Annotated in this window: 16 protein-coding genes; 9 read left to right on the forward strand and 7 right to left on the reverse strand. The window is 70.4% G+C overall.

All coding sequences use genetic code 11. The features are described from left to right. Positions 1–91: 91 nt before the first annotated feature. On the reverse strand, positions 92–979 hold the full coding sequence (locus CG723_RS12815; protein WP_199841734.1) for an alpha/beta fold hydrolase: 888 nt from the start codon (positions 977–979) through the stop codon (positions 92–94). 98 nt (positions 980–1077) lie between these two features. On the opposite strand from CG723_RS12815, the gene CG723_RS12820 reads away from it, so the two are divergent. Beyond that, the gene (locus CG723_RS12820; RefSeq protein ID WP_100593392.1) at positions 1078–1665 is read left to right on the forward strand and encodes a CGNR zinc finger domain-containing protein; all 588 of its coding nucleotides are present in this window, start codon (positions 1078–1080) and stop codon (positions 1663–1665) included. Between the two features lie 190 nt (positions 1666–1855). Here the strand turns inward: CG723_RS12820 and CG723_RS12825 are convergent, their stop codons facing one another. Further along, positions 1856–2323 (reverse strand): nuclear transport factor 2 family protein, encoded by a 468-nt coding sequence (locus CG723_RS12825; protein WP_100593393.1) that lies wholly within the window; start codon positions 2321–2323, stop codon positions 1856–1858. A gap of 131 nt (positions 2324–2454) precedes the next feature. Between CG723_RS12825 and CG723_RS12830 the strand changes: the two genes are divergently transcribed. The 3 genes from CG723_RS12830 to CG723_RS12840 all read left to right on the forward strand — a co-directional run bounded on the left by CG723_RS12830 (position 2455) and on the right by CG723_RS12840 (position 4011). Then, on the forward strand, positions 2455–2892 hold the full coding sequence (locus tag CG723_RS12830) for a nitroreductase family deazaflavin-dependent oxidoreductase (protein WP_100593394.1): 438 nt from the start codon (positions 2455–2457) through the stop codon (positions 2890–2892). Between the two features lie 86 nt (positions 2893–2978). After that, positions 2979–3515, forward strand: coding sequence for an NUDIX hydrolase family protein (locus CG723_RS12835; RefSeq protein ID WP_100593395.1), 537 nt, complete (start codon positions 2979–2981; stop codon positions 3513–3515). 142 nt (positions 3516–3657) lie between these two features. Next, positions 3658–4011, forward strand: a complete 354-nt coding sequence (locus CG723_RS12840) for a DUF1330 domain-containing protein (RefSeq protein WP_100593396.1) — start codon at positions 3658–3660, stop codon at positions 4009–4011. Between the two features lie 22 nt (positions 4012–4033). On the opposite strand, the gene CG723_RS12845 is transcribed toward CG723_RS12840, so the two are convergent. Beyond that, positions 4034–4543, reverse strand: a complete 510-nt coding sequence (locus CG723_RS12845; protein ID WP_159032442.1) for a hypothetical protein — start codon at positions 4541–4543, stop codon at positions 4034–4036. A 141-nt stretch (positions 4544–4684) separates the two neighbouring features. Here CG723_RS12845 and CG723_RS12850 point away from each other — a divergent pair, with 141 nt between their 5' ends. Together CG723_RS12850 and CG723_RS12855 are read left to right on the forward strand one after the other, a co-directional pair. After that, the gene (locus tag CG723_RS12850) at positions 4685–5116 is read left to right on the forward strand and encodes a PPOX class F420-dependent oxidoreductase (protein WP_100593398.1); all 432 of its coding nucleotides are present in this window, start codon (positions 4685–4687) and stop codon (positions 5114–5116) included. A gap of 108 nt (positions 5117–5224) precedes the next feature. Then, complete coding sequence (locus tag CG723_RS12855; protein ID WP_100593399.1) at positions 5225–8005, forward strand: SpoIIE family protein phosphatase/ATP-binding protein; 2781 nt, start codon at positions 5225–5227, stop codon at positions 8003–8005. A gap of 40 nt (positions 8006–8045) precedes the next feature. Here the strand turns inward: CG723_RS12855 and CG723_RS12860 are convergent, their stop codons facing one another. Next, positions 8046–9143: a DUF6183 family protein gene (locus CG723_RS12860; protein WP_100593400.1), complete on the reverse strand. Its 1098-nt coding sequence runs from the start codon at positions 9141–9143 to the stop codon at positions 8046–8048. Continuing rightward, on the reverse strand, positions 9136–9552 hold the full coding sequence (locus CG723_RS12865; RefSeq protein WP_100593401.1) for a hypothetical protein: 417 nt from the start codon (positions 9550–9552) through the stop codon (positions 9136–9138). Before CG723_RS12865 ends, CG723_RS12860 begins: the two co-directional genes overlap by 8 nt. 61 nt (positions 9553–9613) lie before the next feature. On the opposite strand from CG723_RS12865, the gene CG723_RS12870 reads away from it, so the two are divergent. After that, positions 9614–9976, forward strand: coding sequence for a hypothetical protein (locus tag CG723_RS12870; RefSeq protein WP_234374269.1), 363 nt, complete (start codon positions 9614–9616; stop codon positions 9974–9976). 15 nt (positions 9977–9991) lie between these two features. On the opposite strand, the gene CG723_RS12875 is transcribed toward CG723_RS12870, so the two are convergent. Further along, complete coding sequence (locus CG723_RS12875; protein WP_100593402.1) at positions 9992–11416, reverse strand: hypothetical protein; 1425 nt, start codon at positions 11414–11416, stop codon at positions 9992–9994. A gap of 67 nt (positions 11417–11483) precedes the next feature. On the opposite strand from CG723_RS12875, the gene CG723_RS12880 reads away from it, so the two are divergent. Further along, complete coding sequence (locus tag CG723_RS12880) at positions 11484–12227, forward strand: TetR/AcrR family transcriptional regulator (protein ID WP_100593403.1); 744 nt, start codon at positions 11484–11486, stop codon at positions 12225–12227. A gap of 290 nt (positions 12228–12517) precedes the next feature. On the opposite strand, the gene CG723_RS12885 is transcribed toward CG723_RS12880, so the two are convergent. Continuing rightward, a complete protein-coding gene (locus CG723_RS12885) occupies positions 12518–13054 on the reverse strand; it encodes an RNA polymerase sigma factor (RefSeq protein ID WP_100593404.1) in 537 nt (178 codons plus the stop codon). 170 nt (positions 13055–13224) lie between these two features. On the opposite strand from CG723_RS12885, the gene CG723_RS12890 reads away from it, so the two are divergent. Beyond that, on the forward strand, positions 13225–15399 hold the full coding sequence (locus CG723_RS12890) for an acyltransferase family protein (protein WP_234374270.1): 2175 nt from the start codon (positions 13225–13227) through the stop codon (positions 15397–15399). The last annotated feature ends 192 nt before the right edge of the window (positions 15400–15591 follow it).

Below are 15591 nucleotides of genomic sequence, written 5' to 3' on the forward strand. Positions count from 1 at the left end.
GGGGCACTCGCCAACAGGTCCCCGACGAGCAGGACTTGCGCCACCCCAGCAGGCTCGAACGCGCCCCGCGCCGCAGGCCGTCCACGGAGGATCAGCGGCGGTCCAGGAAGTCGGCGATCAGAGGGGCGATCTGCGGCAGGTGGTCCTCCAGGGCGAAGTGGCCCGTCTCGAAGAGGTGCAGCTCCGCGTCAGGGACGTCCCGGAGGTAGGCGCGGGCGCCCGGCTCGGGGAAGAAGGGGTCGTGGACACCCCAGGTGATCAGCGTCGGCGGCCGGTGCTGGCGCAGCCACTGCTGCCAGGCCGGGTAGGCGGCGACGTTGCTCTTGTAGTCGTAGGCCAGGGCCAGTTGGGCCTGCTTGCGGCCCGGCAGGTCCAGGAAGTGCTGGTCAAGCAGCCAGCCCTCGGGGGCGACCAGCGCGGGATCGGAGGTGCCGCCCTCGTACTGGGCGCGGGTGGCCTCCTCGGTGAACAGGCCCATGACGGTCTGCTCGGCCCCGGGAGCGTCCGGGGTGAGCGCGGTGAAGTCGCGCGCCGCGTCCGACAGGCCTTCTGCGTAGGCGTTGCCGTTCTGCACGATCAGACCGGTGATCCGCTCCGGGTGGCGCAGCGCGAGGCGGAAGCCGACGGGTGCGCCGAAGTCGAAGAGATAGAGGGCGAACCGGGTCAGGCCCAGGCGTTCGACGAAGCCTTCGGTGACGGCGGAGAGCCGGTCGAAGCTGTACTCGAAGCCGTCGGGCGCCGAAGTGTGACCGAAGCCGGGGTAGTCGGGTGCGATGAGCCGGTAGTGCGTGCCCAGGGTGTCGATCAGGCGACGGAACTGGTGCGAGGCCGACGGAAAGCCGTGCAGAAGCAGGAGTACGGGGGCGTCGGCACGCTCCGGAAGGGACTCACGGTAGAAGACGTCGACGCCGTCAATGTCGATGCGCCGGTGGGCGGTTCGGGCGGGAAGCGCGACGCGGGGTGCGGTCCGGGACTCCATGTCACATGCCTCCGGTGCGAGAAGATGCATTAGTTAGGGTGACTAGTTATAGCGACTCCTCCTCTAACGCGTCAATGGCGAGATGTAGCATTAGGGGTATGAGTGACGGTGAACCGCTGACCGGCGAACCCCTGGCATTGGACCTCGTCAACACCCGGCCGACGGGGCCTGACGGCCGCCCGGCCGACCTGATCGACACGCCACGACGCCTCGCCGTCTGGCTGGACCTCGAGGGGGACCGACTTCCCGAAGGCTTCGGTCGCGCCACCCCGAGCGCGGACGACCTCGCCGCGGTCCACGCCGTCCGCGCTCACATCGAGGCCACCCTCCGCGCGGTGACCGACGGAAACGCACCCCCCGACTCCGCCCTGCGCGCGCTGACCGAGGCGCAGCGCCTCGCGCCGGCCGTCCGCGAACTGGCCTGGGACGGCGCTGCCGTGACAGCGGCGCCCCGCCGAACCGGATCACTGGGTGTCCGCCTCGCCGCCCACCTGGCGGAGTCCGCCGCCGACCTCCTCACCGACCCCGGGATCGCCAGGGTCAGGCAGTGCGAGGCCGAGGACTGCGTGCTGCTGTTCCTGCCGGCCCACCCCCGCCGCCGCTGGTGCTCGGCCGCCCGCTGCGGCAACCGCGCGCGCGTGGCCCGCTATTACCAGCGCCACAAGGCGACCACGGCCAACGGTTAGGCGGGGAGGGGGAGTTGGGTGCCGGGTCTTCGTGGCCGCGTGTGTCCATCCGTTCGCGAGGCGTGGTTCCGATCAGGCCCTGAGTCTGTGAAACTTGAACAGTCACGCTCGACGTGGCAGCCCCCGCCGTCCCATCCCCGTGACGGCGGGGTGCTACGCCGTCACATCGCGGCGAGTGGCGCCGGCGTGTTCACAGACCGAGATCGGTGAGGCCCGGGTGGTCGTCGGGGCGGCGCCCGAGCGGCCAGCGATATTTGCGCTCGGACTCCTCGATCGGCAGGTCGTTGATGCTCGCGTGGCGGGTGCGCATCAGGCCGTCGTCGTCGAACTCCCAGTTCTCGTTGCCGTACGAACGGAACCAGTGCCCGGAGTCGTCATGCCATTCGTAGGCGAAGCGGACCGCGATGCGGTGACCGTCGAAGGCCCACAGCTCCTTGATGAGCCGGTAGTCCAGTTCCCGGTTCCACTTGCGCGCCAGGAACTCCACGATCGCGTCCCGGCCGGTGACGAACTCCGCGCGATTGCGCCAGCGTGAGTCCTTGCTGTAGGCCTGGGCGACCTTCTGCGGGGAGCGGCTGTTCCAGCCGTCCTCGGCGAGGCGTACCTTCTCGATCGCAGTCTCGCGGGTGAAGGGCGGGAGGGGTGGGCGTGTGGACATGTTGCCTGCCTTCGAATGGTCAACTGGGGCTGTTCCAACAGGAGAACGTAGGCTTTCGGCGCGTAGGCGACCAGGACAAGTTCGATGAGGACAGGATCGAGCACGGCAGGTCGGAAGCAGAGGAGGGGCGCATGGCGAAGTCATACCGTGTCGGACTCGGGACACGCGCCGTCAACCGGGTGTTCGCGACCATGACCCGGCTGGGGATCGGCAAGGGCTACCGCTACATCCTGACCGTGAAGGGCAGGAAGTCGGGCCGCCCGTACTCCACCCCGGTCGACGTGATGTCGGCGGGCGGTGAGCGCTGGCTCGTCGCCGCCTACGGGGTCAGCGACTGGGTGCGCAACGCGCGCGTCGCCGGCGAGGTCGGCCTGAGCCGCGGCGGCCGGTCGCAGAACCTGCGCGTGGTCGAACTCGGCCCCGAGGAAAGCGTCCCCGTACTACGGCAGTACCTGCGGGAAGTGCCGGTCACCCGGGCCTACTTCGACGTGACGCCGGATTCGTCCGACGAGGAGTTCGCCGCGGAGTCGGCGCGGCACCCGGTGTTCCACCTCGTGTCGTTTGCCTGAATTCGTGTACGACCGTCCGTCCCCGATCGGGGTGTTGCCGGGAGCGGCGTGCGTGACGCGGGGGACGTTGAAAGTACGATCGCCCAATGTCTGATACGACCGAAACCACGCCCGGCTGGCTCACCTCCGACGATCTTGAACTGGCACGCGCCCGCATGCCGATCCTGTACGTCGAAGCCGTACCGGTGCGAGTCGACAACAATGGTGAAGTCACCCACATCGGACTGCTGTTGCGCATCGGGCGGGACGGGACGGTCAGCCGCTCCTTCGTCTCCGGCCGGGTGCTGCACCACGAACGCGTCCGTGACGCGCTGCTGCGTCATCTGGAGAAGGACCTCGGCCCGGTCGCCCTGCCGCGCGTGCCGGCGTCCCTGCAGCCTTTCACTGTCGCCGAGTACTTCCCGACGCTCGGCGTCACGCCGTTCCACGACCCGCGCCAGCATGCCGTGTCGCTCGCGTACATCGTCCCGGTGAGCGGTGACTGCCGGCCCCGGCAGGACGCACTCGACCTGGTCTGGTTCACCCCGGAGGAGGCCTCGTCGCAGATGGTCCAGAACGAGATGCCGGGCGGGCACGGCGTCCTCCTGAAGCAGGCCCTCGCTCACGTGGGGGCCCTTTCCTGAACCATGGTCCAGGGGGTTGTCCCGTGAACGCCGTGGCGGCTCCCCGGCAACTACCTCAGAGGTAATCGACCCCTCGAACGCCCCGGTCTACGTTCGGGTCCTCGTCTCCGCACCGCGAGGACCCGAACGAGGGAGCCCGACCGTGCCCGCCTATGGCTTCGCACATCTCCGCAGCCGCCGGCATCACGCCGACATCATCGAGTACCTGGAGCGCATCCAGGCCACGCTCGACCCCTTCGAGGGCCGCTTCGTCATCCACGGCCCGCCCGCAGAAGTGGTCGAGGGGAGCTGGCCAGGCAGCATGGTGCTGATCGAGTTCCCCGGCCTCGCCGAGGCGCGTGCCTGGTACAACTCGCCCCCGTACCAGGACATTCTGCGGCTGCGGACCGACCACATCGAGGGCGATCTGCTGCTGATCGAGGGCGTCGGACCGGCCTACGACCCGACCGAACGGGCCGCGAAACTGCGTGCGGAGGCGGCGCGGCCGGGCGAGTAGCCGAGGCCCGGAAACGTCACGCTCAGGACGCGGCCGGGGTCGGCGAGGCGCCTGTCCCGGACTTCGAGCGGGCGCCGTCGCACACGAGGTTGACGACGATCGTGACCGGCGTCGTGGGGGACGCGGCCGTCGCGGGCGGGAGGGTGGCCGCCGCCGTCCAGTTGCCCTTGCGCAGGGTGAGCGACATGCTGCCGATGTCCGGGCCGCTCTTCCAGCCGTGGTCGGAACGGGCACGGGCGAAACCGGACTTCAGGGCCGCGCCGGCCTTCGCCGGTTCGCCACGGCCCGTCAGCCGCTCGGTGCACTCGATCACGATCTGGTCCTGGGGCGCCCGATCGAGCGTGACGCCCTCCGCCGCCAGCGCGGACGTCAGCTCGCGCACCGCCGTGTCCGCCGACAGCCGCGGTTCCGCGGACCGTGACGGCAGCGGGCCCTTGTCGTCGAGAAGGCGGGTACAGCCCGTCGCGGCCGCTGTCGCGGTCACCGCCATGACCAGTGCCACGATGTGCGTCGTCACCTGACGGCGTCGCATGATCCCGTCCATCCCCTCGAAGCCACATGGCAGACCAGTCTCCCATCCGTGAGCTGCGGGACTGTGGGACCCCGGCCCTGCGATGCGGTGAGCGTGTGTCCACGGGGAATAGCGGCGTCAGATCGGGACTTGAACTTGTATATGACCGACACTTCGTTCAGCCCGCGCACGCTGCTCGCCCAGAGCCGACTCGGTGTTCTCGCCACGATCAAGTCGGACGGCCTGCCTCAGCTTTCCCCCGTCATGCCCTTCTACGACGAGGAGGCCGGCCTCCTCTACGTCTCGATGACCGAGGGACGCGCCAAGACGGCGAATCTGCGCCGTGACCCGCGCGCCGCCCTGGAGGTCACCAGCGCCGACGGCTGGTCATGGGCCACGGCCGAGGGCCCGGTGACGCTCGAGGGACCGGGAACGGACCCGCACGGCCCCGAGGTCGAGGCCCTCGTGAGCTATTACCGCGCCGCATCCGGCGAGCACCCCGACTGGGACGAGTACCGGTCGGTGATGGTGTCGGACCGCAGGGTGCTCATGACGATGACAGTCGAGCGCGTCTACGGGTCACAGGCAGGCTGACGCGTTCGCCGGGTCACGCCTCGTGAGGGAACCCGCCGCCGGCGCGGTCCGCAGCGGTTCTCCGGCCGGCGCTTCGCCCCTGATTACGCACAGTGTTACAAAGGGGATATGACGCAGTCCCTCGGGCGGCCTGCCGCCCGACAGGAGGGAACCGTCTTCGGGGCGCCACGGCCCTCCTGGGGACAGAGCCTCCGCTCCCTTGTCAGCGTGCACAGCGTCGCAGGCCAGGTGTTTCTGCTGCAGCTGACACTGACCGTGCTGCTCGTTGTCGCGGCCGGGGCAGCGCTCGTGCTCCAGACCAGGGACTCGTCCATGCGGGAGGCCAGGCAGAGCTCGGCCGCGACCGCCGAGGCGTTCGCCCACTCCCCGGGGACGCTGAGCGCCATGAAGTCCGCCGACCCGAGCGCCGCACTCCAGCCCAGCGCGGAAGCGGTCCGCAAGGCAACCGGCGTCGACTACGTCGTGACGTTCAACACGGCGGGCATCCGTTGGTCCCACCCCGACCCGAGCCTGATCGGCAAGCGCGTGATCGGCTCGTTCGCGCACGCGCTCGCCGGCCATATGATCACCAGCACCTTCAACACATCCGTCGGACCCGCCGTGAACACGACCGTCCCGGTCATCGACACCGACGGTTCCGTCGTCGGCCTCGTGAGCGTCGGGATCACCGTGGAGAACGTGAACGCCGGGGTGTCGCACAGACTCCCCATGCTCCTGGGGTCCGCCGCGGGCGCGCTACTCGTCGTGACGGCCGGTTCGGTCCTTGTGAGCAGGAGGGTGCGGCGCCAGACCCACGGCCTGGATCCCGCCGAGCTCTCGCGGATGTACGAGCACCATGACGCGGTCCTGCACGCCGTGAAGGAAGGCGTGCTCATCACCAGCGGGGACGGCCGCCTGCTGCTCGCCAACGACGAGGCGAAACGGCTCCTCGGACTGCCGCCGGGTGCGGAAGGTCGCGCCATCGCGGACCTCGGCCTCGCCCCGCACATGGCCGAACTCCTCGTCGCCGAACAGGTCGTGACCGACGAGGTGCACCGCGCGGGCGACCGCCTGCTCGCGGTGAACGTACGGCCGACGGCCCTGTACGGCGGGCCCGCCGGTAACGCGGTGACGCTGCGGGACTCCACCGAACTGCGGGCCCTCGCGGGAAAGGCGCAGTCGGCCAGGGAACGACTGCAACTCCTCTACGACGCGGGCGTGCGCATCGGCACGACCCTGGACGTCATACACACCGCGGAGGAACTGGCCGATGTCGCCGTCCCCCGCTTCGCGGACGTCGTCACCGTAGAACTCCTGGACGGCGTCATAGGGGGCGGCGAGCCCAGCGGCGACACCACCGAAATGCGGCGCGCGGCCGTCACGGGCATCTCGCGCAAGGACGTGTTCCATCCCGTGGGCGAACTGATCCGGTTCGCCCCCGCGACTCCGATGGCCCTGTCCATGAGCGACGGCCGTGCGGTACTCGAGGGCGATCTGCGCGCGGTCGGCGGCTGGCGGACGCAGGACCCCGAGCGCGCCAGGCGGATTCTGGAACACGGCGTCCGCTCCCTGATCAGCGTGCCCCTGAGCGCACGCGGCGTCGTGCTCGGCCTCGCGGACTTCTGGCGCATGGAGAGCACCGGGCCCTTCGAGCCGGACGACCTGTCCACCGCCGAAGAGCTGGCTGCCCGCGCCGCCGTGGCGATCGACAACGCCCGCCGCTTCACCCGCGAACACGCCATGGCCGTCACCCTGCAACGCAGCCTCCTGCCCGGAGCGCTCCCCGAGCAGTCCGCGCTCCAGGTCGCCCACCATTACCTGCCCGCCGAAGCGGGGGTCGGCGGCGACTGGTTCGACCTCATCCCGTTGCCCGGCGCCCGCGTCGCCCTCGTCGTCGGCGACGTCGTCGGGCACGGCGTACGCGCGGCGGCCACCATGGGGCAACTGCGCACCGCAGTCCACAACTTCTCGTCCCTCGACCTGACCCCCGACGAACTCCTGAGTCACCTCGACGAACAGGTGGCCCGCATCGACGCCGACGTGGCACGCGAGGGCGACGGCGCGGGCATCGTCGGGGCGACCTGCCTGTACGCGATCTACGACGCGGTCACCGGACACGTGACGATGGCCTCGTCCGGCCACCCCGGACCAGCGGTGGTCCGCCCCGACGGCACCGTCACTCTCCTCGACGTACCCGTGTCCCCGCCCCTAGGACTCGGCGACGGCATGCCGATGGAGACCCTCGAACTGCGCCTGCCCGAAGGCTCCCAACTCGTGCTGTACACCGACGGCTTGATCGAGGGCCGGCACCGCGACTTCGACACCGGCATCGAGCTGTTGCGCGCCGCCCTGTCCAACGGAGCGAACCGCACACCACAGGAGACCTGCACGGACGTCCTCGACGCCGTGATGCCGGAGCGGCCCGACGACGACGTCGCCCTGATGGTCGCCCGCACCCGGCTTCTCGACCCCAGCCGGGTCACCGAATGGGACGTGCCGTCCGATCCGGCGGCCGTCGCCCCCGTACGCTCCGCGTGCCTGCGCCAGCTCGACGACTGGGACCTCGACGGGATCGCGTTCACCACCGAGCTCATCCTCAGCGAACTGATCACCAACGCCATCCGCCACGGCACGCAGCCGATCAAGGTCCGCATGCTGTACGACCGCACCCTGATCTGCGAGATTTCCGACGGCAGCAGCACAGCACCCCATTTGCGCCGGGCCGCCACCACCGACGAGGGCGGACGAGGGCTGTTCCTCGTCGCCCACTACGCCGAACGCTGGGGCACGCGCTATCCGCCGCGCGGCAAGGTGATCTGGGCCGAGCTGTCTCCGTACGGCGGAGACGAGGAACTCGTACCCGACCTCGGTGACGACTTCCTTGAGCAGTGGGTCGAACCGGAGATCTGACGAGGCGTCACGCCCGGCGGCGTGCTCTGGCAGGGCTTGATCAGTCGGTGTCAGTGGCGGCGAGGACGGCGAGCCGGCGACGGTCCGGCGACAGCGTGGCGATGCCGTAGTCGGCGCAGAGGTCGTTGTGGAACCACTCCACGTCGGCCTCGAAGTGGAACCACGTGCTCTGGCTCGCGTGTCGCTCGACCTCATCGGCGCTCGCGTCCGCGGCGGTGCCACTGAGGCCGGCCAGCGAACGCCATGCCCAGAGCCGTCCGTAGGCACCGTCAACGCCCGTGCTGTACATGCCGCCCATCGACGCCGTGGCGAAGAGCAGCCGCCAGATCTCGTCCACCGGGCGGATCGCGATTTCGAAGCGGCCCGTGGGGCCGAGCCCGTCGACACAGGGCATGGGCAGTGTCGGAAGGAGGGCCGGCACCTGCTCCGGTGCGATGGCCTCGTCGAGCCGGAAGACCCACGCCCCGTGGTCACCCCATTCCCCGGCCTCCGGGGCGGCGACGATGCTCTCGTACACGTCCGTGGTGGCGACGTCCTGAAGGGCGGAACGGGCGGTCACCCTTGGCGTGGGCGGATCCATCCGGCCCTCGGTGGGCAGGCCCGATCCACCGCCTCGGGCCGAGCCGCGCAGTGACCGGCTGGGGAAGTCGACGGCGGTCTCCATGTCGCGGAGCTGATCCGGCAGCCATGCGAGGGCGGACCAGCCCGGCCGCACGATCGCCCAGGTGCGCAGCGGCCGGAAGTCGTCGATGTCCACGCCGCGAAGGATCAACTCGTGGAAGAGGCAGCCGCGCAGCTCGTCGAGACGGTCCGAGTGGGGCCGGTCGAAGACGGTGGCCGCCAGATCGGCGGGCTCCTGGTGCTCGGCGAGGAGCGAAGCGACGAAGCGCGGGTGAAGGCTGGTCGACGCCTGTTTCTCGTCGAGGAGGAGGAGCAACTGCGTCAGGCTGTCACGTCCGGGGGTGAGTGCCAGTACCCGTACGACATGGGCGAGATGGCATCCGTACTCCCGCGCCTGCTCTGCGGCGGCCTCGCGCCGCTCGGCGAGCCGGGCCGCCAACTCCCGCAGATACGACGTGTCACCACGCGCCGCGCGCTGCTCGACCTGGTCCCAGTCGAGCGGGCCGAAGTCATCCATTGGATTCCCGTCGGGTCACGACCACGATCTGGACCTCGTCCTCGTAGATGACCTGGCCCGGGTCGCGGGACCGGACCAGGCGGCAGTCGACTCCGTGTGCGGCGAGGATTTCCAGGTAACCGTCGACGCGTTCCATGAGGTGCGTAGCCGTCGGCTTGAACCAGGCCGTGGCGGTGGGGTTGACCGCCGGGTCGTAGACCGACGGGTCCACCTTCGAGGGGTCGGGGTACGCGAGGTCGTACCAGGCGTTGTTCTCGCGCCGGAAGAGTTCCTGCTCCTCGCTGAGCCTGCCTGCCCGGCCGAGACGGTTGACCAGCCCGAACACGCCCGTGAAGTGTCCCCGCTCGTTCGGCGAGACTGCCTGGAAACGTATGTACTCGGTGGGGCCGACACTGCCTGGAATCGTCATCGGGCGATCTTCGCACGCCTGAGCGGGGCGGCTTCCATGCCCGGCCGCCGCCTCCATCACCGTGGCCGTCGGCGTCGGACTCTTGCCGGCCGCGTCGCTCCTGGACGCCAGACGGCGGCAGGTCGCCAGGGTGCCGTTCCGGCCGGTGCCGGTCGTCGAGATCGTGCTGCGCACGGGCGTCCTCGCCGCGATCGCCTTCGCCACGGCCTGCATCGTCGACCGCCACCAGGGCCTGCCACTCGCCCTCCTCATTTTCCTGATCCTGCTGGTACTCCTCGACTTCGTGTTCCGCCGCACCACTTACGGGCGGCACGAGCCTGTTCGGCGGCCGGGGCTCGGTCCGGTCCGCGGCTCGGCTCTGCCGGCCGCCGTGGTCGTCGACGCCCTCTCCCGCACGAGCCAGAAGGCTGCTGGCCGCGCCTGACGAGCCGTCCAGCGACTACGCCGGCCCGGCCGACAGGAACACGGGGGTCACGGACACGGGAAAGCGGACGAGCGACCCGTCACGCGTCACCGGTACGGCGACCCCGAACGCGTCCACGGCGTGAACCTCCGCATGAGGCCACGGACGTGCGATCCGCGTGGGCGGCTCGTCCTCGCCGGTGAACACGTCCCCTGCTGTCCACACGACCTCCAGGGGGCCGCGCCCGGGCCGCGACACCTCGAAGACGTACAGCTCCGGACGTTCCCCGGCCGCCAGGCGGCGCACGCCGTCGGCACCGTCCAGATGTCCGGCCAGGCGGGCGAACGCGTCGGCCGAAGGGTGACGTGCGGTCAGCTCCGGTCCGTCGTAGTCGAGCAGGGCGAGCTTGCCGAACAGGAACCCCATCATGTTCAGCCGGTCGTGGTAGCCGGGGACCTCGGGCGCGAGGTTCCAGCAGACGGTGCGGGAGACGCCGGCGGCCAGGGCGAGAACGTTGCGGGTCACGACCTGGCGGCAGTTGATCCGGTCCCTGCGCGCGGCGAGTTCCGGAGGACAGTCCTCCAGGAACATCCGCAGCGCGTCGGGGAGTTCGGCCTCCCGGGCGTACAGAGCCCGCATGGTGCCGCGGTCCGGCGGCTCCGCCTCCGCGCCGGTGGCGGGGGACGTGAACGCCGCCATCATCTCCTGCTGGAACGCTGCCTGGGCCTCGGGGAACTCGAACAGGGTCGGCCCGTTGTACTCACCGGCCACCACAGGTCGTTCGTAGCCGTGCCGGCGCATCATCGCGCGCACGGACTCCACATGTTCCGGGATGTCGTGCGGGTCGCCGTACAGGTGCACGGAGAAGAGGTCGAACGCGTCGCGGCCGTGCTCCACCACATGGTCGAAGAAGGCGCGCTCAGCGCTGCCGGGCGGGCTCGACAGGACGTCGTATCCGCAGCCGCCGAGGACGATCCGCGCGCCGGGGTCGGCATGACGCACCGCGCGGGTGAAGGCCGTCAGCTGCTCGACGTACTCGGGCGCGGTGCCGTCCCAGAGGAGGCCCGTGTTGCTCGGCTCGTTGTTGCACTGCCAGTAGTCGATACGGCCCCGGCAGCGGGTCACCAGGTGGCTCACGAAGCGCGCGTACTGCGCGTTGTCATGTGCCGGGGACGACGGCAGGAACGCCGAAGGGTTCCGCGTGGCCCAGGGCGAGCTCGAACACACCGTGATCCACGCCTCGTCGGCCGGGTCCAACTGGTCGAGGATCGCGTCCACCACGGTCCAGTCGTAGCGACCGGGTTCCGGCTCGACCTGTCCCCAGTAGACGTAGACACGCACCAGCGAACCGCCCAGTGCCCGGATCTGCCGGACGAAGGGATCCGGCTTGCCGAACATGCCGTAGCTGATCCCCCGGACGATGCCGAGCCGGATCCCGGCGGGTGCGGTGGTCGGGTCCATGACGCTCTCCTCACGCTCACGCTTACGTTTATGGCATAAACTCTAGCTGATGGCATAAACTACAACCATGGAGGACGAGCGGACGGCGGCCGGAGACTTCGGTACGCCCTTGATCTGGACCCGTGCGGAGCCGCCGAAGCGCAGGCAGAGCCCGCTGGAGCGGGACGACATCGTGCGGGCCGCGACGGCGGTCGCGGACGAGGGCGGAGCGGAGGCCCTGACCATGGCCGCGGTCGCCCGACGCCTCGGGCCGTACACGCCGATGGCGCTGTACCGCCACGTGATGAGCAAGGACGGACTCGTCGACCTGATGCTGGACGCCGCCACCGCGGAGATTCCCGTGCCGGCGGAGCCGGGCCCCGACTGGCGTGCGGACCTGCGAGGGGTCGCGGTGGAGAGCTGGGCCATGGCGAAGAGACATCTGTGGTTCGCGCAGCTCGTTCCGACCCGCCCCCCGCTGGGTCCCCATATGCTGCACCGCACCGAGTTCCAGCTGCGGGTGCTCGTGGGGCGCGGCGCCGCATTGGGGGAGGCTGTCGCGTACGCCGCCCTGCTCGACCGCCACGTCTTCGGCGGCGCACAGCAGGAGGCCGAGGAGCACGCCATGCGCCGCCGGCTGGGAATCGACACCCCCGAGCGGCTGGCCGCGGCGGTCAACGCGGTCAGGGGAGTGGCGCAGCAGGGCGGGCACGAACTGCTGGCGCGCTGGATGGAGGAACCGTCCGGGCCTGATATGGACGAGCAGTTCGCACTCAGCCTGACGTTCCTGCTGGACGGCATCGAGGCGCGTCTGCCGGACCCGGAGGCGTGAGAGGTCCGGTGAGGGCGGGTACTCCGGTGAAATCCGGTGGACGGGTGCGGCGGCGCACGACTGTGATGGCTCAGGCTGCCTGCCGCAGGGGCGGGGCCGGGACGAGGAACTGTGCTTGGCGACGACGAATTCCGCGCAGGCGCGCGCTCTGCGATCGGTGAGGACCTCGTCAGGCTCCTGGTCGACAGGGAGTTCCCCAAGGGGCAGGGCTACCAGTGAAGTTGGTGGACCCGACCGGCTCGCCCCGCCTGCTTCGACGAGCCCCCGCGCGGGTCGCTGCCTTCGTGGGCCTACGCGTCGACGGACGCCCGCAGCCGCGCCCTCGCCCGCGACAGGCGCGAGCGGACCGTGCCCGGTGCCACGCCCAGAATCTCGGCGGCGGCCTCGGAGTTGAGCTCCGACCAGCCGCACAGGAGGACGACATCGCGCTCGGCGCGGTTCAGCGCGTCCAGTGCCGTGCGGGCGGCGGCGACCTGCTCGGCGTCCGCGATGCGGTCGACCACCTCGTCCGCGAAGTCCGGCAGGTGCTCGCAGGCGGGCAGCCGGGCCAGGGCCGCGCGGTGACGGCGGGCCGAGCGGGACTGGTTGCGCAGGACGTTCAGGCCGACGCCCAGGACGAACGGCCGGAGCGGGGCGTCCTCGCGGCGCACCGTCTGCCGGAGCCGCCATATCTCCAGGAAGGTCAGCGAGACGACGTCCTCGGCCTGCGCCCAGTCGCCCGTCGCGCGCAACGCCATGCGGTGCACCTCGGGAGAGGTGTCGTCGAAGAGCTCCGCGAAGGCATCGGCGTCGCCCGCCCTGATCCGGGCGCGCAGTGAGTCCTCCATGACCGCATGTCTCCGTTTCGCGGCAGCCGTTGCGTGAGCCACGCCATGGTGCCGGGCGCCGGCGCAACACCGGACGACTCGCAGGCGCCCTACCGGTGAACACCTGGTTGAGTGCTCAAAAAGAGGGGTGCGCGGCCGCAACACACGGGTCTGACCGGACAGTCCCAGACGTGACCAGGACTCCGTACGCCGTAATTCGCGCAAGAACGCACGCCGGACAGGCAGCAACCGAACCCGCCACGCGGTCGACGGGGACGGGGGAAGAGGAGCCGGCGTCCGACGCCGGGCGCACCGCACCTCCGCCGGGCGCGACACACGCCGCGCCTGGGCAGCGCCCTGACATCCAGGGGCTCCGGGCCCTCGCCGTCACTCTGGTCGTCCTGGGCCACGCCGGGGTCACACGGTTCAGCGGCGGCTACGTCGGGGTCGACGTCTTCTTCGTGATCTCGGGCTTTCTCATCACGTCCTCGCTCCTGCGCGAACTGTCCGCCTCCGACCGCATATCGATCCGTGCGTTCTACGCCCGCAGGGCGCTGCGCCTGCTCCCCGCCTCGGCCCTCGTCGTCCTGGTGACCCTCGCCGGATCGTGGCTGTTCCTGTCGAAGATCCGCTTCGCCGAGTACATGAGCGACGCGTTCGCCAGCGCCCTGTACGCGGTGAACTTCCGCCTCGCGGCCACGGGCACCGACTACCTCGCGGAGGGCAGCCCTCCGTCCCCGTTCCAGCACTTCTGGTCGCTGGCCGTCGAGGAGCAGTTCTATCTGGTGTGGCCGCTGCTCCTGTTCCTCGGCTGGCGGCTCTCGAGGCGGCGCCGCGCGCTCCTGGCGATACCCCTGGTGGCGCTGTGCGCGGTGTCGTTCGGGCTGAGCGTCCACGTGACCGGGCAGTCGGCGCCGTGGGCCTACTTCGGGTCGCACACGCGCGCCTGGGAGCTGGGCGTCGGAGCGCTGGTCGCCCTGCTCCGGCCTCCGCGTCTGCCGGCCGGCGTGGCCGTGGCGATGACGTGGGCTGGTCTCGCCTGCATAATCGCCGCCGCGCTGCGCTTCGACGCCGACACGCCCTTCCCGGGAACGGCCGCGGCGGCACCCGTCATCGGCGCCGCCCTCGTCATCGTCGGCGGTACCTCGCCCGCGTGGCCGGGAGCGCGCCGGATGCTCACCGCACGGCCGGTGACCTGGCTCGGCGGGCTGTCGTACAGCTGGTACCTGTGGCACTGGCCGTTCCTGGTCATCGGGCCGAAGGCGCTGGACAGGCCTGCCGGCACGCACCTGGAGCTGGCCCTTGGTGCGGCCGCTCTGCTCCCGGCCTGGCTGACCCTGCGCCTTGTCGAGAACCCGGTGCGCTTCCACCGGGCCCTGCGCGGCCGCCCGGGCCGTGGCCTGCGGCTCGGCCTCGCCCTGACCGCCGTCACCGCGTCCACCGCGCTGATCGCGGCGGCCTTCCCGCCGTCGATCAGCTCCGGCGAGCCCGCCCCCGTACTCAAGGACGCCCTCGCCGCCGCCCCGGACCCCGGCGCGCGCCTCACGAAGGCCCTCGGTACGACCGGCACCCGCCTGCCGGACAACCTCACACCGCCACTCACAGGGATCACGGACATACGGTCCGCCGTGTACCGGGACGGGTGCCACCAGAACTACGCCGGCACGAGCGCACCCATGTGCGTGTACGGAGACCGGTCCTCGAAGTACGTCGTCGTACTCTTCGGCGACTCCCACGCGGCCCAGTGGTTCCCGGCACTGAACGTCCTTGCCCTGCAGCACCATTGGAAGCTGATATCGATGACCAAGGCCTCCTGCAAGGCGGCCACGGTCACCATCGTCAACGCACACCGTCCCTATACGACATGTGACCGCTGGCGCGCGGACGCGCTCTCGCGGATCGAGAAGCTCCGTCCCTCACTCGTCCTCGTGTCCTCCTCCGACGCGGGCACCCCCGCGCAGACGATGCGGGACCCGCTCGCGGGATGGACCGACGGCTACGCCCGGACGTTCCGGAAGCTCTCGCGATCAGGCGCCCGGCTCGTCGCGCTCCTCGACACACCCTGGCCTCGCGAGGACGTACTCGACTGCGCGGCCATCCACCCTCTGCACCTGCGGGACTGCTCGGTCCGCGTCCCCAAGGCGTTGCACGACGTGACCCGCAGGAACGCCACGAAGGCAGCGGCACGTTCGACCGGCGTCTCCGTGATCGACCCGCAGCCCTGGCTGTGCACGACGCACGGAGACTGTCCCGTCGCGGTGTACGACACCTTCGTCTACCGGGACGAAAGCCATATGGCGGAGGGCTACGCCGAAGCTCTGGCGCCCGTCCTGGGAAGGGCGTTGGAGGTCAGGAGCGGGAGCTGAGCACCTGTCCGCCCAGGACCGTCACGTCCAGGGTCTTGCGCACGGGCGACCCGCCGGCGCAACGCGTCCATCGCGACTGTGCGATCTCGCCGCCCCCGAAGCCGACATCGACCGCATCGAAGCGCTCCGCCCTGGTCTCCTCGGCCTGGGCAACGCAGTCGTGAAGGCTCGCGTTGAGCGATCGTCAAACGA

The organism is Streptomyces sp. CB01635 (genome assembly GCF_002803065.1).
In the GTDB taxonomy this organism is placed as follows: Bacteria; Actinomycetota; Actinomycetes; order Streptomycetales; family Streptomycetaceae; genus Streptomyces.